This window comes from Legionella londiniensis (assembly GCF_001467825.1).
Lineage (GTDB): Bacteria > Pseudomonadota > Gammaproteobacteria > Legionellales > Legionellaceae > Legionella_A > Legionella_A londiniensis.
The window spans coordinates 116,574-140,015 of record NZ_LNYK01000001.1 but is presented as its reverse complement, the minus strand read 5'-3'; the positions used below and the strand labels follow the sequence as shown (position 1 = coordinate 140,015).

Sequence of the window (23,442 nt, the reverse complement as noted above, 5' to 3'; positions counted from 1 at the left end):
CTTCTTTGGAATAAAAAATGGATGATAACCCAAATCAGATCAAACCTCACGGATGGGTTTTGAGGTCGGCATCTTTGCTGGTTGTGGAATGTACGGTATTAGTGTTGCTCATACGCAAATTTAAGAAAATCCCGGATTATAACTGGTCTAATCCGGGCTGGCAGGTGAATTGAATTTTTTGGCTTATTGAAGCTTCAGGTTATCGAGCTTAATCTCCTCTTGAGCTTTAACAGGAGCTTTTGGCTTAAATAGGCCAAAATAGCGGTGATAGGATTCTGCATCTCCTTTACTGACGCACTCTTTGTAAGCTTTCTTTTCATCTTCTTTTGAAACATTGGTTGCCTGATGGCGGCTCGCATATTTTTCATACTGTGTATGCAATTCCAATGCGATAGAAGATAATTTTTTAACCTCTAATGGTTTTTTATTCGCATTCACGGAAGTATTGTTTAGTGCTTCAATACCGCTGGTTTGATCCAGTTCTTCATTTTGCCTATTAACTTCTTCAACCTTGGGCAATATCTCTTCGCCATCATGGACTAATGTCTTGATTCTATGGTTGTTTTCAATAATCAAGGGCTCTTTTAAATGGTGCGCCAAGGTACTGATGCCACGGGCTCCTAATTTAAACGGCAGAAAAACCGTTGAAACAGCGAGGCTAACCGCGAGAACCAGGCGGGATACGCCTTCCAGCAGCCTGCTGAAAAATGAAACGACACTGATGCCGAGATTAGACAGGCGGGTTTCATTTTGGGCAGGAAACAACAGCCCATAAACTCCTTTAAATAATTCGATAGGCAATGCTGTCAGGATCAAGGTGATGCCTGCAAGGAGGTTGTATAATGCCCTAAGCGGCGCTGCCAAATCTCTTAAAACATAAAACCAGGATTTATAGGGCTTAACTCCTTCCTTAATATTTTTACCAATTTCACGAAGAATTATCCAGCTGTCCTTGGGCCTGAAGGTTAAAACACTCTCTAGCCGCTTGCCGTTATGCTCATAGGCATGGGTCCATTTAGGCAATTTTGGCACAGGCGGCTCTTCCATTTCTGATGAAAATGACTCCAAAGACTCGCTGGCAGAGGAAACGGAAGCCAACGTATAAGGCGATACATCTTTAACTTTGGCTTTAAAGTTATACCATAACTGTGCAAAAGAGGGGCGCTTTTTGGGTATAAAAGTGACCATTTTATCCTGCTCGGCCCGAACCGCTTTTAAATGACCTAGGTATAAATCAACGGTTTTTTCAGCTGTTTCGCCGCGCATCAACAAGTCACTGCGGAAAATAAACTGCAGCGTTTTAAAGAAGCGAACCAAAAGACCAATGCGAAATACGCTGTAATCACGAACTTCATTGACTTTTTGCGGGGCGTAAGTGTTTTCAAACCAATCCTTGTATTCATCTTTAAGGCCGGTATCGCTTTCTTTCGCATCTTTAAGCAAATGCGGAAATGCTTTGGCCGATGCTTCAAATCCGGCATTAATTCCTTTGAAATAGGATAAACCAAGACCTGCATCCCCAAGTAAAAGCACGCGGCGATCATTCACTTTTTTGTAGACTTCTTTGGCAAAGGTAGCCGGCGCTTCATTGACACTGATGGTTGCCTTGTCAAGGGCTACAATATCATCTTCTCCGGTGAAGTGCCGCAATCGCAAGCCAAGGTATCCTTTAAGCTGCTGCATTAAAATCTCGGGAACCTGGGCCATCCTTTCCTCATCCGTGCCTGAAAAGGGTTTAACAGGATTGCCGGATTTGGCAAATTTTTCAAGGATTTGATAATGCTCTTTGGAAATCATCATTTGAAACGTGATGGGGGTCTTACCCTGAGCATCGGTTTTACCCACATATTCATCGCAGGTCAGCCCATAATTCTGCATGAAACGTACAAGGGTTGGCAGCGGAATAGCAGGCGCCTCGCCTTCTATTTCAAAACGAAACTGCAAAACAAAATCAAACTCTCGCTTGACGGTATTGCCCGCGTGATAATTTCTGGCTGCAGCTGTTTGAATATCCTTTTTAAGAGGCTCAATATCTTGCTCACCCAACGTTTGAGGGGCATCAATATCCGTTGCTATATTCCTAACTTCTTTTCCATCAATTGTTTTCATGGAATACTGGATTTTACCGTCGTTGCCGCGGCTTACATGAATTGCATTCTCTTGGAGTTCTTCATCATCTCCCTGCCCTGCTACAACTTGATACTGACTGATATTTCCCATAGCCTGCTGGGAAACCACGCTTCGCGTTCCATCTGCGCCAATGATTAAGCCGGCATTGGGATATGTTTCAAATATTTCCTTTTGAACATCAGCGACGCCATGGCCCGTAATCAGGTGAGCGCCTAATTCCACAGCACGGTTTTTCAGCAAATGTTCAATTTCAGAAATGCGGATGTATTTGTTCTTTTTCGTGCGCCTCACCAATTCCGCAATGGCAGGATCAGGATTCGGATTGGAGCTGACCTTTAAGAACTTCTCAATTTGCCGGTAATCAACCATTAAGGTATGGTTGCGCTTGTATTCATCATATTTTTCAAGAATAACAAGCTTCATGTCAGGCTTGTTATGCAACAACCCAATTGCATTTAAAAGCCCAATAGGGCCTGCGCCTACAATCACGGTTTCGACTTCTTCATTTTTGGGAGCTTCTGAAATTTTCAGAGGATTAACAATGTTCTTAACCTGCTTATATTTTTTTTGGATGTCGTTTTCAACATTACTGATATTATAGAGGGGGTCAATCACCGCGCCATGGAATCGTGCTGTTTTGATGAGAAAAGCAAGCAAATCATCCCAGGTTTTAGCGGCCTTATTCTGTTTGACTTCTGTTGCTACATTCTTGTCTTTACAATTTTTAAAGATATGATCAATGAATGAATCATACTGCAGAAGTTTGGTTAAATCCGATTTAGTGAGCGGTTTTTTGCTTAAAATGTTTTGAACCTGGCTATTTTCTTTATCCTCATAACCTTCAAGCAGCTTCTCAATGAATGGTTCCGCAAGAAGAGTTTCATCTTTTTCCAGATAATTGCGGATGAGAAGCGTTTTCGGTTTTTGTTCACCTGCGTCTTCACCAATATTGATTGCTTCAATCAAGGAAAAAAAATCCGTACCGACAATGACGTTTTCAACTTCATCCGGCTTGTAAATAGAGAAAGAATTTGCAGGCATGATAACACTCTATATTTGGGGTTGCGCAATAATTATAATTCAGAACACATTTTTTGTCTACTTTTTGTAGACAGTGATTATTATCTGATCAGCAATAAGCTGCAACAAAAAAGGATTTAATTTTTTAACGCGATGTTCGACTTTTTGCACGAAGCATATCCATAACAAAGATGTTTTTGTTTATGACATATCTGTTATAATCCTCACTGACCCGGTACATCAGCAACCTAAATTTAATCGGACTACTGCCATGAAACCTCTGACACGCGATGTTCTTGTAACACTCCTTGTCAAATTTACCCTGCTCACGGCTTTATGGGTACTGTGTTTTAAGGGTATTGAAAAACCCCAAAAAGACGCACGCCAATGGCTACTAGGTTCTGAAGTAAATAAAATCCAGTCCACTTCGCCCAAGCATTTACAAAACATACAGATTAAGGAAGCTTAACCTTTTCAGATTAAGAGTTTGCTCTGTTATCTGAAAGAATGCTTGCCATTTTTAAAATATTGATAGCGAGGTATACCATGTTTGGTTTTGATGTTGTCGATCTCTCCCGTCTGCAATTTGCGCTCACTGCTTTATATCACTTCCTGTTTGTGCCCCTTACCCTCGGATTATCGGTACTCCTCGCCATCATGGAGACAGTTTTTGTCATGACCGGCAGAGAAATCTGGCGGCAAATGGTTAAGTACTGGGGCATTCTTTTTGGTATCAATTTTGTTTTGGGTGTTGCCACAGGGCTAACGCTGGAATTTCAGTTTGGCACCAACTGGGCTTATTACTCTCATTATGTTGGCGATGTTTTTGGCGCGCCGCTCGCTATCGAAGGCTTGATGGCTTTTTTTCTGGAAGCAACGTTTGTCGGCTTGTTTTTCTTTGGCTGGAATAAATTAAGCCGGTTTCAACATATGTGTTGCACATGGCTTTTGGCCCTGGGGACTAATTTATCAGCACTCTGGATTTTAATTGCCAATGGCTGGATGGGAAATCCGGTGGGGGCGCAATTTGATTTTGAAACGATGCGCATGGAAGTCAATGATTTTTTTGAAGTGCTGTTTAACCCCGTAGCCCAAGCTAAATTTGTTCATACCATCAGCGCCGGCTATGTGACCGGCGCTATTTTTGTGCTGGCAGTTAGCGCTTATTTCCTGCTGCGCGGGCGAAATGAAGCATTTGCCAAACGGTCAATGACCGTGGCTGCATCATTTGGCCTGGCTTCAGCCTTATCTGTGGTCGTACTGGGCGACGAAAGCGGCTACGTTGCAAACCACACTCAGAAAATGAAACTGGCCGCAATGGAAGCGATGTGGCATACAGAAAAACCGCCGGCAGGTTTAACCGTTCTTGGATGGCCCAATGAAAAAACCATGTCTACCGATTACGGCTTTGAAGTGCCTTATGTTTTGGGCTTAATTGCAACCCGTTCTATTTCTGAACCGCTGGAAGGCATGAATGAACTTGTCGCAGAGGGCAAAGAAAAAATTCGAGAAGGCATACTGGCTTATGACGCGCTTACCCGATTACAAAAAAACCCCAAGGATGAGCAAGCAAAAGCCGACTTTAAAGCCCATGGCGAATTTCTGGGATACGGCCTCTTGTTAAAAAAATATACTGAAACAGTCACCGATGCCAGCGAAGAGCAAATTGATAAAGCAGCAAATGATTTACGCCCTCACGTGACACCATTGTTTTTCTCATTCCGGATTATGGTAGCCTGCGGTTTCTTTTTTATTTTCCTCTTTGCAACCGGGTTTTATTTGTCTATCAAACGTAAATTGCACACAACCCGCTGGTTTTTGCATTTGTCCTTCTGGTCGCTGCCTCTGCCCTGGATAGCCGCGGAACTTGGCTGGGTTGTGGCGGAGTATGGACGTCAGCCATGGGTGGTCAATGGGATACTGCCCACCCATCTTGGCGTGTCATCGATCAGTGTTGCGCAAGTACTGACTTCACTTTCGGGATTTATCATTTTTTATACCGTGCTTGCTGTGGTTGAGGTTTACTTGATGATTAAATACATCCGGCTCGGCCCTGATAATATGGCTCATTAAGATAAAAACCTGTTCTAAAATCGAAACGATTTTTGGAGAAAGCTTATGACCTTGGATTATGAAACATTGCGGATCATCTGGTGGGTTTTGCTGGGTGTCTTGTTAATTGGTTTTGCAATTATGGACGGTTTTGATCTGGGGGTTGCCATGTGGCTGCCTGTCATGACCAAAACAGACATGGAGCGCAGAATATTAATCAACAGCATCGGCCCTACCTGGGAGGGTAATCAAGTCTGGTTCATTCTTGGCGGCGGCGCCATATTTGCCGCATGGCCCGCGCTTTATGCGCTTTCCTTTTCGGGATTTTATCTTGCCATGCTTGTCATATTGCTTGCGCTTATTTTGCGTCCTGTTGGATTTAAATACCGGTCAAAACTTGACAACCGTACCTGGCGAACCATTTGGGATACCTGCCTCTTCATCGGCGGCTTTGTGCCCGCTTTGATTTTCGGCGTCGCGGTCGGCAACGTGTTGCAAGGGGTGCCGTTTAATTTTGACGACAGCCTCCGCGTTTTTTATACAGGAACTTTTCTGGCTCTGTTAAATCCATTTGCTTTATTATGCGGTGTGCTTTCTGTCATGATGTTAGCCATGCACGGTGCGTTTTTTTTAAATATAAAAACAGAAGGCCATTTGCAGAACAGATCAATTGCGGCCGCCAGGGCATGCGCACTTCTGACTGTTTTGTTATTTATTGCAGGCGGAATATGGGTTTATTATGGGATTGACGGGTATAGCCTGACGAGCCTCCTTGCCCATGACGGCCCTTCTAATCCTTTGCATAAAACTGTAATTCGCGAGAACAATGCCTGGTTCGCAAATTACTTGGGCTTTCCTTTGCTTATGGGCGTCCCCATTGCTGCAATTCTTTCAGCGCTATTGGCCATATTGTTGACGAGATTTGCCGGAATTGCATTCATATTCAGCTCAATTACAGTGGGCAGCATTATTGCCACTGTTGGCGTCAGCATGTTTCCCTTTATTCTTCCTTCCTCAAGCAACCCTTCCCAAAGCCTGCTGGTTTGGGATAGCTCGTCAAGCCAATTGACCCTTTATATCATGCTTGCAGCAACAGTTGTATTGATGCCGATAATTCTCGCGTACACTGCCTGGGTATATCGGGTATTAAGAGGCAAGGTTACAGAAACTGGGATTGCTGAAAATCAGGAATCTGCTTATTAGGAGGTCTTATGTGGTATTTTTCCTGGATCTTGGGCACAGGTCTTGCTTGCACATTTGCGATTTTAAATGCCATCTGGCTTGAATTGCGCATCGATCAAAGCGCATCCAAGCTTGCATCTGAATCAACAGATGAGTCAGCTCAGGGTAACAATTACTAATTGATGCTTTTGCCGCAGTAAAAAGATATTGCGGCAAAATGCGGGCGATTAATACCCATACCTCTCAACAGGATGTCAGGAGGCAAAAAAGACAGTGGATCTCTTCCGATTAAAGAAATGGCTATCTAATCGAATCAACGAGGGCAAGCGCTTCACCCGCTTTGTCATAAAGCACTTTATTGAAGACGATTGTACCTATCGCGCTTCGGCGTTGGCTTTTGCCACATTACTCGCCATCGTGCCTTTGATGTCGGTCGGATTTTCAATTCTGTCATCTTTTCCAGTTTTTCAGAAACTCGCCCAGCCGCTGCAGGATTTTATTTTTGAGAATTTTGTGCCGGCTACAGGTAAAATCATTCAGAATTATTTACAGCTTTTTGCAAGGCAAGTCACAAAACTCTCTGTAATTGGCGTGATTTTTCTCTTTGTCACCGCTCTCCTTGTCATGTATACCATCGAGCGCTCAATGAATAAAATATGGCGGGTCAGCACTTCAAGGCATGGCGTCACCGCTTTTTTGCTTTACTGGGCCATTCTGTCGCTTGCACCATTTCTGCTTGGTTTAAGCCTGGCTGCAAGTTCGTATTTTGTTTCTCTTCCCCTCATCAGGGGTTATTATGCGCCATCCCTGGTTTTTAACAGCATTCCTTTTTTCCTTTCTCTCATTGGTTTTACTTTTCTTTACGTGGTTGTTCCAAACTGCCCGGTTAGAATCACACATGGAATCATCGGTGCTGCTGTTGCTGCGTTATTGTTTGAAACAGCCAAGCATGCCTTTGCTTTTTATCTCAGTCAAATTGACACTTACGAATTACTGTACGGCGCTTTTGCTACGATACCGATTTTTTTAATCTGGATATACTGGGTTTGGCTGATTACCTTGCTCGGCGCTGAAATCAGTTATGCGCTCTCGGTGCATCACAAAAGGCGAAAAGGGGCTCCCCTTGATGGTTTTTCCCATGCGCTGTTGTGGCTACAATGCTTGTGGAAGGCTCAACAGCATGGACATAGCGTATCGCTTGAAACGCTGACTGAGGTCAGTGAGCAGCCATTTGAAATTGACGTGGATAAAATGCTTGCCAAATTCCTTGAACTTAAACTGATTACAGCAACAATCGAGGGCGACTATATATTGAGCCGCGACCTAACCCGGCTTAGTTTATATGAATTCCTCAAACTGTTGCCCTATCGTCTGCCTACTGGCAGTGAGTTAAAAACCATTGATTCGCCGGATGCCAAAAGATGGATTGCAGAAATTAAAAAGGTTAACCAGGAATTAAAAGAAAGCCTTGGTATGACCCTGGATCAGCTTTTCCGCCATGGCTAGGCCAGTGCCCGGCCAAGCCCGGATTACGATTTCGTCAAGTCCAGGCTGGCTGAGCTTTAAACTGTCAGGAAATACATTCATTTATAAAATGTAACGGGCCAAGTCCTCATCGGCAACAAGTTTTCCTAAATGATGATTGACATACTCAACATCAATTTCGACAATCTCTCCTGATTTATCGGTGGCTTCAAAGGAAATGACCTCCAATAACCGCTCCATCACCGTATATAACCGCCTCGCACCAATATTTTCAGTACGCTCATTCACCTGCCAGGCAACCTCTGCGATTCGTCGGATGCCGGATGGTAAAAACTTGAGTGTCAGGCCCTCAGTTGCCATTAACGCGCAATACTGTTCCGTCAATGAGGCGCTGGGTTCTGTTAAAATCCGCACAAAATCATCAACACCCAAGGCCGAGAGTTCTACCCGAATAGGCAACCTTCCCTGGAGTTCAGCAATTAAATCAGATGGCTTGGCCACATGGAAAGCCCCTGATGCGATAAACAAAATATGATCAGATTTTATCATGCCATATTTGGTTGAAACCGTCGTCCCTTCCACCAAAGGCAACAAATCCCGCTGCACGCCCTCGCGAGAAACATCTCCGCCGTATTCCGGACGCTTGGTAATCTTGTCGATTTCGTCAAGAAATACGATGCCGTTTTGTTCTACATTTTCAATGGCGCGGGTTTTTATATCTTCCTCATTAATCAATTTCGAAGCTTCTTCTTCACATAAAATTTTCATTGCCTTGCGTACGGTAAGCTTTCGGGTTTTTGTCCGTCCGCTGCCGATTTGTTGAAACATGGATTGCAATTGGTTGGTCATTTCTTCCATGCCGGGGGGAGCCATAATTTCAACCCCCACCGGGGAGGCTGCCACCTCAATTTCAATTTCATTCTCATCAAGTTTCCCTTCGCGTAACTGCTTGCGAAATACCTGGCGTGCAGAACTTTCCTTTTCTGCGGCAACGCCTCGGGGCGGCGGCAGCAGTGCATCCAGAATCCGCTCTTCTGCTGCGTCTTCGGCCTGGCGCTGCACTTTTTTCATCGCCAGTTCGCGCTCCTGTTTCACTGCAATATCAGCGAGATCTCGGATAATAGAGTCAACATCACGCCCAACATAACCGATTTCCGTAAACTTAGTCGCTTCCACTTTAATAAAAGGCGCTTTTGCAAGTCGTGCGAGCCTTCGCGCAATTTCGGTTTTTCCGACACCGGTGGGGCCTATCATCAAAATATTTTTGGGCATGATTTCATTGCGAAGCGTGCTATCTTCTATTTGCATGCGGCGCCAGCGGTTGCGAAGCGCAATAGCAACAGCACGCTTTGCCTGGTCCTGCCCAATAATGTGATTATCCAATTCTTCTACTATCTCGCGGGGAGTCATCACGGATTTAATTTCTGTCATCGAATTACTCGCTATCTAATTCTTCTATGGTTAAATTGTGGTTGGTATAAATGCATATTTCACCGGCAATGGTCAATGCTTTTCGGACAATCTCACTGGCAGGCAAATCGGTATTTTCAAGCATGGCGCGGGCCGCTGCCTGCGCAAATGGGCCGCCTGAGCCAATTGCCATTAAACTCTCTTCAGGTTCAATCACATCGCCGTTTCCTGTGATAATCAGGGAAGACTTATGGTCTGCGACCGCTAATAAAGCTTCCAACCGGCGAAGGATTTTATCCGTACGCCAATCCTTTGCCAACTCTACCGCAGCGCGCACCAGATGGCCCTGATGCAATTCCAGTTTACTTTCAAAGCGTTCAAAAAGGGTAAAAGCATCAGCAGTTCCCCCTGCAAATCCTGCAATGACTTTGTCTTTATACAAACGTCTGACCTTACGGGCATTGCCTTTCATGACAGTGTTGCCCAATGTCACCTGCCCATCGCCCCCAATAACGACTTTATTTCCTCTTCTGACGGAGAGAATAGTTGTACCGTGAAATTGTTCCAAAACGATTCCTCACAAAGTTAAAGATCACAAAATGGGGGCGATTGACAAAAAATCAATGGCTCGAATGCATTTTCAACGTTTTGGGCTTAGGCAAGATGGTTATCTACTCTTTTTAAACAGGCGGCTGTCTGCCCAAAACAAGAAAAACCACAAAGGCTATGAGAAATACAAAAAAGAGGATCTTTGCTATTCCGGCAGCTGCCCCTGCAATGCCGCCAAACCCCAAAATACCCGCAATGATTGCAATAATAAAGAATAAAGTCGCCCAACTTAACATGACTTTCTCCTGGCTGTTGGTTAACAAATCCTTTGCAGCGTAAATTGTGTTAATTATAGCAAAATAGATTTACGGGGAGGCATGAGCCAGGATCTGTTTTTGTTCGGCCAAAAGCCCTTCGCAGCGCCTACAAGTTCCTTTTAATTCGATAATATCCTGTTTCAGCTTGAAATAATTCTGATCAGCAAGTTTTAAAACTAGAGCCTGCACGGTTGCGTCATAAACTTCGATAACTTGATGACACTCGTTGCAAACCATAAGCACTTCGGAAAACAAGTGTTTTTCAGGCTCACAACACAGAGTGTAACTCTGGATGGAGTCAATTTTATGCACAATGCCGCGTTCGGCAAAGAACAGCAGGGCTCGATAAACACTGGGCGCTTTGGAGTTGGGTTTTGTTTGCAGGAGCTTGTCCAGTACCTCATAAGCTTTAAGCGGTTTTTTAGCCTGCCAGAGGATATAGAGAATTTCTCTGCGTAAAGACGTGAATTTAACCTCCAACGTCGCGCAGTAATCGCGAAATGAGTCGGGATAAATCATGATGTCTTAAGAAAAGATACTCCGCGTAAAAGAGGCGGGATTTTTAAATGTTCCGCAATACTTTGGCCAATATCGGCAAATGTGTCGCGTCTTCCAATAAATTTACTTTTAATTTTTGGCCCAAACATTAATACGGGAATATGTTCACGGGTATGATCAGAGCCTGGAAACGTTGGATCACAGCCATGATCAGCAGCTATAACCACACAATCTTCAGGTTTAAGCAAGGCTTCAAGTTCAGGAATGCGGGCATCAAACTGTTCAAGCGCATGTGCATAGCCTGCCGCGTCACGGCGATGGCCGTAAGCAGAATCAAAATCTACAAAATTGGCGAACACTAAACTGCCGGACGGCGCATGTTTCATGGCTTCAAGGGTAGCGTCAAATAGAGCCATGTTGCCATCGGCTTTGATGGTTTCTGTAATTCCCTGGTGCGCATAGATATCAGCCACTTTGCCTATTGCGATGACTTCGCGGCCGGCATTCTTCAGCATGTCCAGCAAAGTCGGCTCTGGTGGCGGGATAGAATAATCACGCCTGTTGCCTGTGCGTTTAAAAGAACCTCGGGAACCGGTAAATGGCCGGGCTATCACCCGGCCAATTTGATACTGATCCACCAGCGTGCGTGCTATCTCGCAAATGTCATAAAGTCTTTGCAATCCGAAATGCTTTTCATGTGCTGCTATTTGAAATACGCTGTCCGCTGAAGTGTAGACAATGGGCTTGCCCGTTTTGATATGCTCTTCCCCCAATTCTTCGATAATCACTGTACCTGAGGCATGTTTTTGGCCAAGAACGCCGGGCAATGCGGCACGTTTAACAAACTCATCAATCAATTCAGGCGGAAAGCAGGGAACGGTTTCAGGAAAATAGCCCCAGGAAAACATGACCGGCACGCCCGCGAGTTCCCAGTGGCCGCTCGGCGTATCTTTACCAAGACTTTGTTCAACAGCATATCCATATAACCCTTCCGGTTCAGGAAGCGTTGATAAATCCAAAAGGCGAATACCAGAGCTGGCTACAGCCGCGTGATAGATGCCGTATCTTGTTAAATTAGGCAATGACAGCGGACCCTTGCGCAGATTTTCTACATCAGCATGACCCGCTTCGCACATCTTATGGATATGGCCAAAGGTATCAGCGCCTTTATCGCCATAACGTCCGGCATCAAGACTTTCGCCAATGCCAAAAGAATCCATTAATAAAACACAAACGCGTCCAGTCATTGTTTATCCTTGGGCCTGCCGGCAATATGTTTCCTTTAATTTAACAATAGCAAGCAAGGCAATAACAAGACCAACAGGAATGATCATCGCTGCTGTTTGATAATCAGCAAATGAATAAACGGGAATCTTGTCAACGATTTTCATTTCTCCATGCCACATTAATATCCTGCTGAATAAATTTTGATAAACCACATATCCCCCCTGGGTCAAGATAGACACCACACTGACAGCTGTTGCTGTCATGGCAGGGGAATTACTTTCTGCAACAAGGGCATAACTGATAACTTGGGCAGCTGTAAAAAAACCAAGCAGGAAAAATAAAACCGCCATTCCAACCACTGAAAGGGGAAGGTAGAGGATCCCTAAAAAAATAATTAAAGAAACACTGACGCCAACCATCATCGGCGGCTTGCGCAAGCCCAGTTTATCGGAATACCAGCCAATTACGGGCCCACCGATAATGGCGCCTAGAAAAAGCATGGAATTTACCATAGAGGCGCTTTCCTTATCAATTCCCAGACGCTGCATCAAATACAGGGAACCAATCATTGCCCCCAACACGGCCACCGGCATGTTCATTAAGCTGGTATACAATGCGGCACTCAGTGTTTGCAGGTTTAAATAGGCTTTTTTAGCGGTGGTCATGATGCTTAACTCAGGCTTATCATCCTCCTTGTCAAATCCGTTCGGATTGTCTTTGATCCAGTAAGCCATAAAAAAGAGCATTGCCACACCCAGCCAACCAACATAGATCAATGAATCACGCCAACCCGCATAAAGCACAAGCTTGGTCAAGGGATACTGCGCCAGCATACCGCCGCTCATCGCCAAAGTCACAACAACTCCTGTGACCAAGGCCATACGCTGAGGAGGGAACCAGCGTGACGCAATTCTAATCGGCCCCAGGAAACAAAAAGCACTGCCAATCCCCGTGATAAAACGGCAAAAAAGCGCAAAATAAAAAGAATGGGCTTTCGCCATCAAAAATGTGCTTAAGACGCAAAGCAGCATGGCGATTAAAATCGTTTTCTTCGTTGAAAATCGGTCAAGCAGCATGCCGGCGATCAAGAGAAAAATAACATTAGACACGTAATAAATACTGGATAAATATGCCATCTTATCCGCTTCAATATGAAAATCCTGCATGATGCTGTCCGCAATCGATGCAAACATGTTTCCCTGGATAAATTCATAAAAGAAAAATAAAGAGGCAGCAAAGCAAACCATCCAGGGCAACAGAGATATTTTTATCAGGTCGAACCGATTATAGTTTTCAACCGCCTGCTGCATAAAAACTCCTTAATCTGTTAAACGTTTACAATTAGTCTCGCGGGTCAGAAAGAGCGCCAGCAAGGCAGCCAGAAAAGCGATGGGAAATATCCACATGGCGTACTGAAAATCAGCGACCGTATACTGCGCATTATTGCCGGCATGCTGATGCATCAAAAAGCCAAACAGAACCTGGCCTACTCCGCCCCCACCCATAATGATGACCGAAGCAATACCCGTTGCCCCGCCAGTATTACCGGCAGAATTGCTTTCAGCCACCAGAGGGTAGGTAATAACCTGGGTACTGGTAAATACGCCCAAAGCGAAGAATAGTAAACTTAAAGTGGTTTCAGATAAAGCAGTGCCGGCAAATAAAGGAATAACGAGCAACAATGCCGCCACGGCACCGATATACATTAATGGCTTTCGGCTGCCCATGCGATCAGAAAGCCAGCCGACCAAAGGGCAACCAATAATACTGCCGACTAAAATCAAACTTACGATGTTGCTTGCGGCAATTTCAGGCAAATGATGCACTGTGGCGAGGTAACTTGCGCCCCATAATGCGCATAAAACCATAATGGGCAAATTCAGGCAGGAGGTATAAATGCCGGCGAGCCAGTTTTGCGGATTGGCCAGCGCTTTTAGAAAATCGGGCTTTGCGGTTTCTTTTGCCTCACTTACAAGCGCAGGGCAAGACAATTTTGGAGTATCTTTAACAACTAAAAGAATCCAGGCAAACAGTAGAATACCCACTCCCCCATCAATGAGTAAAGAATCGCGCCAGCCAAAATGGGCATTTAGATAAGCCAAAGGCGTATGCGCCATCATGCCGCCAATAAACGCCATGGTCACAACACAGCCGATTACCAGTGCCTGGCGGCGAGGCGGAAACCAGCGCGATACCAACACCACGCAGGATAAAAAACAAAATGCATTGCCAATGCCTGAAAGAAAATGGAAGAAGGACGCGACTGCAAAAGAGCTGGTCAGTGCAAATCCAACAGTCCCGATAATACAGACCAACATGGCAGAAAGAATCACAAGCCGGGTAGAAAAGCGGTCAAGAATAATGCCGGCAGGCAGGAGAAAAAGGATGTCGGCCCATAAATAAGTGCTGGACATCCAGCTGAGTTCTGCGGCATCAATCTGAAATTCCGCACGCAGCGGTTCATTGATTACATCAAACAGATTCAACTGAAAAAACTCATAGAAGAAAAACAATCCGGCAGAAAGGCAAACCAGCCACGCCATCCAATCGCCTCTTGGCAGCGAGGCCTGTGAATCTAATGCAATCGAGTCAGACAATGTCACTCCTAGACTGAACTGAATAAATTGGCGCAAATTATACCAGAAAGCTCGGCAAATTGGTATCTTTATTGAACACTTTTTTGAAATTGACGATGCTTTATTTGCCATGAAAACCTGCGGCTTGACGATAAGTTTAATGGCAGCAATAGCGGGGACTGGGACAAGGCCGCCCAAAAGCATTCGCTCACTTTGTTTGCTATAGTTTTAAAATAATTCATGACTTGAAATGATAGGTAACTTAAAGCAGCAACAATAACCTGCCATTCGAAAAGGAGTTCTCCATGGCAATTAAAGTGAAAGAGTGCGGCCGGACCCTGTTAAGAGATCCATTACTGAATAAAGGCACAGCATTCACTGCTGAAGAAAAAGAAGCTTTGGACCTGATGGGTCTGCTGCCTTGCAGCACAGAAACCATAGAAGACCAGCTTTTACGCTGCCGTGATGCCTATTCTGCTAAAATAACTCCGCTTGAACAGCATATTTATCTACGCGCGCTGCAGGACCGCAATGAAATTTTGTTTTACCGCTTTATCATCGACAATCTCGAAGAGATGATGCCAATTATTTATACTCCTGTCGTGGGAGAGGCATGTCAGTATTTCCACCATATTTATCGCCAACCGCGCGGGTTATTCATCAGTTACCCCGAGGTGCACAAAATGGATGCTATTTTAAGTTCATTAGCCAAGCGCCGCGATGTACGTGTCATCGTCGTCACGGATGGTGAGCGAATTTTAGGTTTGGGCGATCAGGGAGCGGGCGGACTTGGAATACCGATTGGCAAGCTATCGCTTTATACGGCCTGTGGCGGAATTGATCCCGCGCAAACGCTGCCTGTTATTCTGGATGTAGGCACCAATAACCAGGAGAAACTCGCTGATCCTGAATACCTTGGCTGGCGCCATAGCCGCATCAGCGGCGATGAATATGATGAATTTGTCGACCAATTCGTCAAAGGTGTGAAGCGCCATTTCCCGAAAGCGTTGTTGCAGTTTGAGGATTTTGCGCAGCTTCACGCATACCCCTTGTTGGAGCGCTATCGGAATGAACTCTGTACTTTCAATGATGATATCCAGGGTACTGCCGCTGTGGCAGTGGCTGCAATAATTGCTGCAACCAACGTCTGCGGGATCCCTTTAAAAGAACATCGAATTGCCCTATTAGGTGCAGGATCAGCTGGCTGCGGCATCAGCGAGCAACTGGTCTGCGCCATGATAAACCAAGGTCTTTCTGAATCAGAAGCGCGCTCGCGATTTTACCTGGTTGACCGATTCGGTTTGCTGCACGACAAAATGGCTGATTTATTGCCTTTTCAAAAGCCGTTTGCCCGCAACCATGGAAACCTCCAAGGCTGGGATCTCAAAACTCCCCCGCAAATCGGCCTTCAGGATGTGGTGAATAATGCCCAACCCACCATTTTGTTAGGAGTCTCAGGACAGCCGCAACAATTTACGCAAGCTGTCGTTCAGTCTATGGCAAGCTATTGCCCTCGTCCGATTATTTTTCCGCTTTCCAATCCAACCTCTCGGGCAGAAGCCGCTCCCATTGACTTGCTCAACTGGACAAAAGGAAAAGCGCTCATCGCAACAGGCAGCCCCTTTGAAGCTGTCAATTATAACGGTCATTTGATTCCAGTTGCCCAGTGTAACAACTCCTATATTTTTCCGGGTGTCGGGCTTGGTGTGGTAGCGGCTCATGCAAGGCGGGTAACCGATGGCATGATGATGACTGCAGCGCTGGCTTTAAGTGAACTTGCGCCTGCCATGAAAACGGGTGAAGGCCGCCTGCTTCCGGAGTTAAACTCTATCCGCGAAGTCAGCCAACACATCGCAAAAGCCGTCATCAAAAAGGCCATTGAAGAAGATCATGCAGATAACATGACGGATGAAGACATAGAGAAAAAAATAAAGGAAACCATGTGGTATCCTGATTATCAGAAATTTGAACCGTAAACCAAAATTATTTTGCGCCAAAACACAGGCTCGAAGCGTCCATTCAGTCATGGCTTAAAAACTGTATTATTTCCTGCTGCATTTGCTGAGTCAGCTCATGTATCGATTCTTTTATAATGCTTTTAAGCTGAAAATCATAGCTTGCGCCATCAATTTCTATCCCATAGAAAATCAGCTTTTCCGGTAAATCTTCTATGGCTTTGCCAATCTGGATTGCCTGAGCAAGGCCGAGCTCATGGCTGGATAGCGCATTTGGCAAGCTTAAAATATCCTCATCTTCAAACCGATGAACAAAACCTGCTGAACCATGGCTTTGGACGGCATCAACAATAAACGCAACATCCGCCCCTCGCATCCATTGCAGCAATCCAAGGCCTGGGCGGTCGCAAATAATGAATTGTAACTGATGAGGTGCAACTGATTGGAATACCTCCTGAGCTTGCAGCTGTTTGACCACCTCCCACCCCAGAGAGTCATCTCCAAACGGGGAGCCTATGCCAAGAACTTTTATCATGTTCTTCTGAGGTGCAGTTTTAAGAAATGTGTCGAGCAGGAAATACAAGGGTCATAATTTCTAATGACCATTTCGCTGTAAGCACGCAATTGTTCCTCAGTATGTTTTAAACCAAACTGATACAACGATTGGCGCAAATCGCACTCCATGCGCGCCTGGTTCTGGCTCGTCGGCGGCACGATACGGGAAGATTGGACAAAACCATTTTCATCCAGCATATATTTATGCCAAAGTAATCCGCGAGGCGCCTCGGTGGCGCCGTATCCGGTTCCAGGCTTTACCGTATAGGCGCAGCGAGATGACTCTGGATAAACATAATTTTTTAAAATCCGCTCCGCCTCTAAAACGCCGTAGAATATTTCAATGGCACGAGCGGCAATGCTGTGGTGCATATTGTAGCTTGGAAATTGAAATCCTGTTTTCTTAACCGCCCCCTGAATGGATTCCGGCAGGCAGTCAAAATTCAAGTTCACTCTCGCCAGAGGACCTACGAGATAAGGCTTCCCCTGCAAAAGGCAATGCAGCGCCGTGGAATAAGGCACCTGAAATTCCTTGAAATAATTTTCAAACTCTGAGGGCAGAATATTAAGCCCGCCATCAGAAACAATATGCCCTTCATTCATCGGATACTCTTTTGCATTCCTTAGGGAAACACAGGTAAATTTCTGGGTATTATCCGGCAATGGAAGCAGTAAAACCCAGGCTAGCAAAGCTTCACAGTCGGTTATGGCTGCCTGAATTTTTTCAAGCATTCTTTTAGCTTCACTTTGACTGGGGGCTTTATAAAATCCGCCAATTGCGGCGCCGACCGGATGAACCGAACGCCCGCCAAGAAAACGAATCAACTCATTGCCTAAAGCCTGCAGACGCAATCCGCGGCGCACTTCTTCAGGAAATTTTTTTGCCATCTCTGGCGCTGAAGGAAAACCCAAAAAATCGGGAGCCGCTAAAAAATGAATATGCAGGCTATGGCTTTCAATCCATTCCCCGCAATAAAACAAGCGGCGCATTTCGGAAACCCAATGATTGGGCGTTAAAGAAAAACACTGCTCAATGGCATGAGCCGCGCTCATTTGATAGGCAACAGGACAGATGCCGCAAATTCTTGCGACAATATCCAAGACCTCATCATACCTTCTGCCTTCCAAAAATTTTTCAAATAATCTCGGCGGCTCATATATTTTCAACTGCAAAGTTTGAATATGCTCGCCTTTAATGTGAATTTTCAGCGCGCCCTCACCTTCAACCCGGGCAAGAATAGGTACCTGAATCAGTTTGGTTTCATTTTTTGACAATTTTAATTCCTTTAAAATAGCCTGCCGCCTGCTGAAAAGCCGGCGCCTGATTATTAATATGCATAAAACGCCTGGCAACGTCAGTTTTACTCAAGCCAGCCCGTTGAAACGATCCTCCAAGCGATCGCGCGTTAGGGTTTTCAGAAGGCCCATAACAGGCATAACAGGCGCGCAGCACCCCAGGGCATAATGCCCCGCATCCAGTTTGGGTGACAGGCCCCATGCAGGGCTCTTTTTTTGTAACCAGCACGCAAACATAACCCAACCGCTTACATTCCATACACACTGCATCGCGTTTAATGTTGGGCTTTGCATCAAACAACAATGAGCGTATGGCGCTCATGACCTGCTCGGTATTCACAGGGCAGCCCCAAAGCTCCCAGTCTACTTTTACATGGTTGCCAATAGCGGTTGAAGTATCCAGGGATTGTATCATCTCGGGACTCGCATAAACGCTGGCCATCCAGTCATCATATTGGGCGGCATTGCGTAAAGCCTGTATACCGCCTGCCGTAGCGCAAGCGCCTATAGTCAGGAGATATCTTGTTCTGGCGCGGATATGGTTTATCCGTTTTATTTCATCAGGGGTTGAAACACTTCCTTCGACAAAAGTGATATCAACCTGGGATTCCGTATCAATATACCCCGCCTCGGCAAAATGGGTGATGTCTACCAATTCTGCCAATGTCAAAAGCATCTCGCCGGAATTTAAAAAGGCTAACTGGCAACCATCGCAGGAAGTAAATTTATAAACGGCAAGACGCGGCTTTCTCATCACATCCTCCAGCAAAGATTCTAAAACCCCGGCTCAGAAAATAGGGATTTCACTTTTGGATAGGCAAAAACCGGACCATCCTTGCAGATAAATAATCCCCCATACTGGCAATGCCCGCAATGGCCAATACCGCATTCCATGTTGCGCTCCATGCTGAGATAAATCGCGCTTTCCGGTATATTTTTTTCCCCAAGAATTTTGACAGCTGCTTTCATCATCATTTCCGGTCCGCACATCATAATGATGGTTTTTTCTGGCGATAAAGGCAAAGGATGCAATAAATCCGTCGCCAATCCCGCTCGCCATGGCCATTTCGGGCCCGCAACGTCGGCGGCAATCCTGACTGTGACGTCAGGCATTTTTTGCCATGATTCATATTGCCTGCGGTAAATCAAATCATCGCTGTGCTTGACGCCCTGGATTATAAATACTTTTCCATATTGATTACGCCTTGCCATAATATACTTGATGACTGACACAGTAGGCGCACATCCAAGCCCACCGCTGATGATGACCACATCCTTCTGCCGCGCTTTTTCAAGCGGCCAGCCAGAACCAAATGGCCCCCGCAAGGCAATATAATCACCTGCCTTAAGATTCTGCATGGCCCTGGTTACCCGTCCTACAGCACGAATCGTATGGCTGATGAATTTTTTTTCAGCCGGATCGGATGCAATAGAGATTGGTACTTCGCCAACACCGAAATGATATAGCATGTTAAATTGCCCGGGCTTAAATGAAAAACAGGAATCCGGCCCTATAAGGCGGGCTTTTAGAGTGAAAATGGCAGGAGACTCCTGGATGCGTTCAATAATTTCTGCAGCAACAGGTAAACAGGGATTTGGCTCCATGGCATTTATCCTTCTTCCTTGATATTGGACTCCCCGGAGATAGCCGCCAGCTCTTCAGTCAAATCAATCCCTACGGGGCACCAGGTCACGCAACGCCCGCAACCCACGCAGCCGCTGGTGTCGAACTGATCAAACCAGCTGCCTACCTTATGGGTCAGCCATTGGCGGTAACGCTTTTTCGTATCCTCTCTTATGGGCTTGCCGCCAAGATAGCTGTGCCCCGCAGTAAAGCAGGAATCCCATTCGCGCTGATGCTCGCTGCTTTTCCCATCCAGCGCCGGTTTATCTGATTCGCTGTGGCAAAAACAAGTAGGGCAAACCAAAGTGCAATTGCCGCAAGAAAGACATCGTTCGGCAACATCATCCCAACGGGAATGATTTAAATTGGCAAAAAGGAGATCGCGCAACCCACGCTGATTATCGAGAGGAATCCGCTTGGTTTGCATGGATTTTGCCTGTTCAACTTGCTCTTTTGCCGCTGAAAAATGATGAGATTCTGGTTTTTTTAAAGGCAAGCCAACAAGAATATCCTGTCCGCGGCTGCTGCCTGATCTGAGTAAAAAACCACCTCCAATTTCAGACATTAAAATATCATAGCTATCCTGAACTTCAGGCCCGGTGCCCGCTGAAACACAAAAACAGTTACTGGATGAGTAGGCACAATTGACCGCAACGATGAATAATTGTTCCCGCCGCGTGCGATAGAGCATATCTACATTTTTTCCGGATAAAAACACTTTATCCTGTATTTTCATTGCCGCCAAATCACAGGCACGCGCTCCGATTATTGCCACAGGAGGCTCATGCGCATTCGCTGGTTGGAATGTTAATTTGCCTCCCTCATCGCGCGCGACTCGCCAGACCGTCTCCCGAGGTTTAAATAAGAGCGGTTTTATGGCTTCTGCGCCATTGGCAAAGGCAAACGCTTTCTTGTCTGCCGTTTGCCGGAGGGTGTATTCTCCGGGATTCTGCCGATCTCTTATCCCCCAGGGAAGTTCCGATAGATCGCCTATCTCTTCATAGACAATCGATCCATCCCGCACTTTTGGGCCAATCACGCGGTAACCTGCGCTGTTCAAGGCATCAAATAATTTCTGCAGGTTGTCCTCTGGTAAAAATCCTTCCGTTTTCATCTTGAGTTTCCAGGTGAATGACAGATTTTGGGCGCGCACCTAGCAGATACGGGGCAACTGCTCTCCCATCAACCAGTCCATAATCCGCATGCCGCCGAGTTTGGTTTTAAGTTGGACAAACTGGTGGCTATCATCCACCACTTCGCCAATCACAGCCGCATGCTGCCCCAGCGGATGCCGATGCATGCAGGCCAAAAGTTTTTCTGCATCTTCAGGCGCACAGAGTGCCAGCAATTTTCCTTCATTGGCAACATACCATGGATCAAGGCCAAGCAATTCACAGGCACTCGCAACTTCAGTCCGGATTGGCAATTTGGTTTCATCTATTATAAATCCTACTTTAGACTGTTTTGCCCATTCGTTCAAAGTCGTTGCAACCCCGCCGCGGGTGGGATCACGAAGCGCGCGGATGGCAGCCCCGCTTTCAATCATCATGCCCACCAAACCATGCATTGGCGCACTGTCAGACTTAACGGCTGTCGTAAAATGCAGATGGTTGCGTAAAGACATAATGGCGACGCCATGATCGCCAATAAAGCCACTGACGATGACTTTATCACCCGGGCGGGCCTGATTGCCTGAAAACCTTATGCCAGGGGGAAGAACTCCAACACCCGTTGTGGTGATGAATACGCCGTCTCCCTTTCCTCGCTCCACTACTTTTGTGTCGCCCGTGATGATAGGCACATTTGCCTCTCTTGCTGCCTCTGCCATTGAGACCACAATCTTTTGCAAATCAGCAAGAGGAAGACCTTCTTCGAGGATAAAACTTGCCGAAAGATACAAAGGCTTGGCGCCTGCCATGGCAATGTCATTAATGGTTCCATTTACTGCCAGGGAACCAATGTTGCCCCCTGGAAAAAATAAAGGAGAAATCACATAAGAATCAGTCGTCATGACCATTTGCCCTAATGATGAAGCAAAAACTGCCTGATCATTACCGGCAAGCAGCCATTCGTTTTCAAACTCCCGATGAAAGAGCTGCTCGATTAGCTGAGCTGTAGCGCGCCCGCCGCTGCCATGGCTTAATTCCACAAAACCTTGTTTAAAGTTAAGCTTGGCTCCTGTCTTTTTCCCGGAAATTGGATTTACAGCCACAATCGCCATTCACGCTCTCCTTGCATAAGCATACATCGCAGCGCATGCGCCTTCAGAAGAAACCATACACGCACCAAGGGGATTTTCAGGCGTACAGGCCTTGGCAAACAATTTGCAATCCGTTGGTTTTTTTATTCCTCGTAAAATAGCGCCGCAATCACATTGTTTATGTTCCGTCCCTTCTTTTTTATCAATAGAAAATTTTTTTTCTGCATCATAGAGCTGATATTCCGGCCTGATTTTTAAGGCGCTGAAAGGAATGTCTCCCAACCCGCGCCATGCAAAACTTTCCCTGGGCTCAAAAATTTTGTCCACCAGTTGCTGGGCATAAAGATTGCCCGCAGCGGTTACGGCACGTGTATATTGAATCTCAACTTCATGGCGCCCTTGGTTGATCTGTTCGACCAGCATCAATATGGCGTGCAAGACATCTAAAGGTTCAAAACCTGCTATCACAATGGGTTTTTGATATTGATTGGCAACAGCCTGATAAGCGTTGCTGCCAATTAAAATGCTGACATGGGCAGGCCCCACAAATCCGTCAAGATTGACCGCTGACGCTTCATGCATCTTTCCTTGCAAGAGGCTGTTCATGGCTACCGGCGTCAACACGTGGTTACAAAAAACGCTGAAATTGGTTAAGTGTTCCGCATAAGCGCTTTGTATGGCACAGGCTGTGGGCGGAGTCGTGGTTTCAAAGCCGATTGCAAAAAAAATCACTTCTTTTTGAGGGTTTTTTCTTGCAATATCCAAGGCATCATCCACAGCATAGACCATACGTACATCAGCCCCGCGTGCCTTGGCACGCATCAAATTTTGCTGGTTTGTGCCTGGAACCCGCAACATATCGCCGTAGCTGCAAAAAATAACATCTGGCAAGGAAGAAAGCGCTATCGCTTCATCAACGCGGCCAATGGGCAGAACACAAACTGGACATCCCGGGCCGTGGATCATTTCTATATTTTCAGGCAATAAATCCGGCAGGCCATAGCGGTGTATGGTATGGGTATGGCCGCCGCAAAACTCCATCAGGCGATAATAACGGGAGGGGGAAGCTTTCTGCTTAATAGCTTCTGACAAGGCTTTTGCAGCATGAGGCTCGCGAAATTCAGCAATATATTTCATTGATTTTCCCCTCCCTCGGCCAATTCGTTAAACAAAGCAAGCGTTTTTTTTGCTTCCGCTTCATTAAGCCTCGTCAATGCATAGCCGACATGAAGAATGACATAATCGCCAACATGAACCTCATCAATCAAGGCCAAAGAGATTTCTTTTTCAATACCGCCTATATTGGCAAGAGCCCTTGATGGGCTTAGGATCCGGGTGACCTGCACCGGGATAGCAAGACACATGG

The 23,442-nt window shown here is 45.9% G+C and carries 22 protein-coding genes; 6 read left to right on the top strand and 16 right to left on the bottom strand.

Features of this window, described 5'->3' with window-relative positions; all coding sequences use genetic code 11:
• Nucleotides 1–183: 183 nt before the first annotated feature.
• Nucleotides 184–3,171 carry an FAD-dependent monooxygenase family protein gene (locus Llon_RS00665; RefSeq protein WP_058528146.1) on the bottom strand — a complete coding sequence of 996 codons (2,988 nt, stop codon included), beginning with the start codon at nt 3,169–3,171 and terminating at the stop codon, nt 184–186.
• A gap of 250 nt (nt 3,172–3,421) precedes the next feature.
• Between Llon_RS00665 and cydP the strand changes: the two genes are divergently transcribed.
• From cydP to Llon_RS00645, 5 genes are all read left to right on the top strand, one after another.
• Nucleotides 3,422–3,619, top strand: coding sequence for a cytochrome oxidase putative small subunit CydP (gene cydP, locus Llon_RS00660; protein ID WP_058528145.1), 198 nt, complete (start codon nt 3,422–3,424; stop codon nt 3,617–3,619).
• A gap of 77 nt (nt 3,620–3,696) precedes the next feature.
• The gene (locus Llon_RS00655) at nt 3,697–5,223 is read left to right on the top strand and encodes a cytochrome ubiquinol oxidase subunit I (protein ID WP_058528144.1); all 1,527 of its coding nucleotides are present in this window, start codon (nt 3,697–3,699) and stop codon (nt 5,221–5,223) included.
• Between the two features lie 45 nt (nt 5,224–5,268).
• A complete protein-coding gene (cydB, locus tag Llon_RS00650) occupies nt 5,269–6,405 on the top strand; it encodes a cytochrome d ubiquinol oxidase subunit II (RefSeq protein ID WP_058528143.1) in 1,137 nt (378 codons plus the stop codon).
• Between the two features lie 8 nt (nt 6,406–6,413).
• Nucleotides 6,414–6,563: a cytochrome bd-I oxidase subunit CydX gene (gene cydX, locus Llon_RS11160; protein ID WP_065238248.1), complete on the top strand. Its 150-nt coding sequence runs from the start codon at nt 6,414–6,416 to the stop codon at nt 6,561–6,563.
• Nucleotides 6,564–6,657: 94 nt separating this feature from the next.
• Nucleotides 6,658–7,890, top strand: coding sequence for a YihY family inner membrane protein (locus tag Llon_RS00645; RefSeq protein ID WP_237758226.1), 1,233 nt, complete (start codon nt 6,658–6,660; stop codon nt 7,888–7,890).
• Nucleotides 7,891–7,971: 81 nt separating this feature from the next.
• On the opposite strand, the gene hslU is transcribed toward Llon_RS00645, so the two are convergent.
• The 7 genes from hslU to Llon_RS00615 form a co-directional block, all read right to left on the bottom strand.
• Nucleotides 7,972–9,300 carry an ATP-dependent protease ATPase subunit HslU gene (gene hslU / locus Llon_RS00640; RefSeq protein WP_202813335.1) on the bottom strand — a complete coding sequence of 443 codons (1,329 nt, stop codon included), beginning with the start codon at nt 9,298–9,300 and terminating at the stop codon, nt 7,972–7,974.
• 4 nt (nt 9,301–9,304) lie between these two features.
• The gene (gene hslV / locus Llon_RS00635; protein ID WP_058528142.1) at nt 9,305–9,847 is read right to left on the bottom strand and encodes an ATP-dependent protease subunit HslV; all 543 of its coding nucleotides are present in this window, start codon (nt 9,845–9,847) and stop codon (nt 9,305–9,307) included.
• A 112-nt stretch (nt 9,848–9,959) separates the two neighbouring features.
• Nucleotides 9,960–10,124: a DUF1328 family protein gene (locus tag Llon_RS11155; protein ID WP_065238247.1), complete on the bottom strand. Its 165-nt coding sequence runs from the start codon at nt 10,122–10,124 to the stop codon at nt 9,960–9,962.
• Nucleotides 10,125–10,193: 69 nt separating this feature from the next.
• The gene (locus Llon_RS00630; protein WP_058528141.1) at nt 10,194–10,664 is read right to left on the bottom strand and encodes a Fur family transcriptional regulator; all 471 of its coding nucleotides are present in this window, start codon (nt 10,662–10,664) and stop codon (nt 10,194–10,196) included.
• Entirely contained in the window at nt 10,661–11,890 is a 1,230-nt protein-coding gene (locus Llon_RS00625) for a phosphopentomutase (protein WP_058528140.1), read from the bottom strand. Before Llon_RS00625 ends, Llon_RS00630 begins: the two co-directional genes overlap by 4 nt.
• 3 nt (nt 11,891–11,893) lie before the next feature.
• Entirely contained in the window at nt 11,894–13,180 is a 1,287-nt protein-coding gene (locus tag Llon_RS00620; protein ID WP_058528139.1) for an MFS transporter, read from the bottom strand.
• Nucleotides 13,181–13,189: 9 nt separating this feature from the next.
• Nucleotides 13,190–14,467 carry an MFS transporter gene (locus tag Llon_RS00615; RefSeq protein ID WP_058528254.1) on the bottom strand — a complete coding sequence of 426 codons (1,278 nt, stop codon included), beginning with the start codon at nt 14,465–14,467 and terminating at the stop codon, nt 13,190–13,192.
• A gap of 284 nt (nt 14,468–14,751) precedes the next feature.
• Here Llon_RS00615 and Llon_RS00610 point away from each other — a divergent pair, with 284 nt between their 5' ends.
• On the top strand, nt 14,752–16,422 hold the full coding sequence (locus Llon_RS00610) for an NAD-dependent malic enzyme (RefSeq protein ID WP_058528138.1): 1,671 nt from the start codon (nt 14,752–14,754) through the stop codon (nt 16,420–16,422).
• A gap of 43 nt (nt 16,423–16,465) precedes the next feature.
• Here the strand turns inward: Llon_RS00610 and Llon_RS00605 are convergent, their stop codons facing one another.
• From Llon_RS00605 to Llon_RS00570, 8 genes are read right to left on the bottom strand one after another with little or no spacing between them, the layout of a single operon-like run.
• The gene (locus tag Llon_RS00605; protein WP_058528137.1) at nt 16,466–16,936 is read right to left on the bottom strand and encodes a hydrogenase maturation protease; all 471 of its coding nucleotides are present in this window, start codon (nt 16,934–16,936) and stop codon (nt 16,466–16,468) included.
• Nucleotides 16,933–18,231: a Ni/Fe hydrogenase subunit alpha gene (locus tag Llon_RS00600; RefSeq protein ID WP_058528136.1), complete on the bottom strand. Its 1,299-nt coding sequence runs from the start codon at nt 18,229–18,231 to the stop codon at nt 16,933–16,935. The genes Llon_RS00605 and Llon_RS00600 overlap by 4 nt, the downstream gene beginning before the upstream one ends.
• Nucleotides 18,218–19,006, bottom strand: a complete 789-nt coding sequence (locus Llon_RS00595) for an NADH-quinone oxidoreductase subunit B family protein (RefSeq protein ID WP_058528135.1) — start codon at nt 19,004–19,006, stop codon at nt 18,218–18,220. The genes Llon_RS00600 and Llon_RS00595 overlap by 14 nt, the downstream gene beginning before the upstream one ends.
• A 20-nt stretch (nt 19,007–19,026) precedes the next feature.
• Nucleotides 19,027–19,866 carry an FAD/NAD(P)-binding protein gene (locus tag Llon_RS00590; RefSeq protein ID WP_058528134.1) on the bottom strand — a complete coding sequence of 280 codons (840 nt, stop codon included), beginning with the start codon at nt 19,864–19,866 and terminating at the stop codon, nt 19,027–19,029.
• Complete coding sequence (locus Llon_RS00585; protein WP_058528133.1) at nt 19,863–20,990, bottom strand: 4Fe-4S dicluster domain-containing protein; 1,128 nt, start codon at nt 20,988–20,990, stop codon at nt 19,863–19,865. The genes Llon_RS00590 and Llon_RS00585 overlap by 4 nt, the downstream gene beginning before the upstream one ends.
• Before the next feature lie 39 nt (nt 20,991–21,029).
• Complete coding sequence (hypE, locus tag Llon_RS00580; RefSeq protein WP_058528132.1) at nt 21,030–22,097, bottom strand: hydrogenase expression/formation protein HypE; 1,068 nt, start codon at nt 22,095–22,097, stop codon at nt 21,030–21,032.
• Nucleotides 22,098–23,213 carry a hydrogenase formation protein HypD gene (gene hypD, locus Llon_RS00575; RefSeq protein WP_058528131.1) on the bottom strand — a complete coding sequence of 372 codons (1,116 nt, stop codon included), beginning with the start codon at nt 23,211–23,213 and terminating at the stop codon, nt 22,098–22,100.
• Nucleotides 23,210–23,440, bottom strand: a complete 231-nt coding sequence (locus Llon_RS00570; RefSeq protein ID WP_058528130.1) for a HypC/HybG/HupF family hydrogenase formation chaperone — start codon at nt 23,438–23,440, stop codon at nt 23,210–23,212. Before Llon_RS00570 ends, hypD begins: the two co-directional genes overlap by 4 nt.
• Nucleotides 23,441–23,442 lie beyond the last annotated feature (2 nt).

Coding starts and splice junctions, on each gene's coding strand:
- Llon_RS00665 (WP_058528146.1), bottom strand. CDS start 3,171: ATGCCTGCAAATTCTTTCTCTATTTACAAGCCGGATGAAGTTGAAAAC.
- cydP (WP_058528145.1), top strand. CDS start 3,422: ATGAAACCTCTGACACGCGATGTTCTTGTAACACTCCTTGTCAAATTT.
- Llon_RS00655 (WP_058528144.1), top strand. CDS start 3,697: ATGTTTGGTTTTGATGTTGTCGATCTCTCCCGTCTGCAATTTGCGCTC.
- cydB (WP_058528143.1), top strand. CDS start 5,269: ATGACCTTGGATTATGAAACATTGCGGATCATCTGGTGGGTTTTGCTG.
- cydX (WP_065238248.1), top strand. CDS start 6,414: ATGTGGTATTTTTCCTGGATCTTGGGCACAGGTCTTGCTTGCACATTT.
- hslU (WP_202813335.1), bottom strand. CDS start 9,300: ATGACAGAAATTAAATCCGTGATGACTCCCCGCGAGATAGTAGAAGAA.
- Llon_RS11155 (WP_065238247.1), bottom strand. CDS start 10,124: ATGTTAAGTTGGGCGACTTTATTCTTTATTATTGCAATCATTGCGGGT.
- Llon_RS00630 (WP_058528141.1), bottom strand. CDS start 10,664: ATGATTTATCCCGACTCATTTCGCGATTACTGCGCGACGTTGGAGGTT.
- Llon_RS00625 (WP_058528140.1), bottom strand. CDS start 11,890: ATGACTGGACGCGTTTGTGTTTTATTAATGGATTCTTTTGGCATTGGC.
- Llon_RS00620 (WP_058528139.1), bottom strand. CDS start 13,180: ATGCAGCAGGCGGTTGAAAACTATAATCGGTTCGACCTGATAAAAATA.
- Llon_RS00610 (WP_058528138.1), top strand. CDS start 14,752: ATGGCAATTAAAGTGAAAGAGTGCGGCCGGACCCTGTTAAGAGATCCA.
- Llon_RS00605 (WP_058528137.1), bottom strand. CDS start 16,936: ATGATAAAAGTTCTTGGCATAGGCTCCCCGTTTGGAGATGACTCTCTG.
- Llon_RS00595 (WP_058528135.1), bottom strand. CDS start 19,006: ATGAGAAAGCCGCGTCTTGCCGTTTATAAATTTACTTCCTGCGATGGT.
- Llon_RS00585 (WP_058528133.1), bottom strand. CDS start 20,990: ATGAAAACGGAAGGATTTTTACCAGAGGACAACCTGCAGAAATTATTT.
- hypE (WP_058528132.1), bottom strand. CDS start 22,097: ATGGCGATTGTGGCTGTAAATCCAATTTCCGGGAAAAAGACAGGAGCC.
- hypD (WP_058528131.1), bottom strand. CDS start 23,213: ATGAAATATATTGCTGAATTTCGCGAGCCTCATGCTGCAAAAGCCTTG.
- Llon_RS00570 (WP_058528130.1), bottom strand. CDS start 23,440: ATGTGTCTTGCTATCCCGGTGCAGGTCACCCGGATCCTAAGCCCATCA.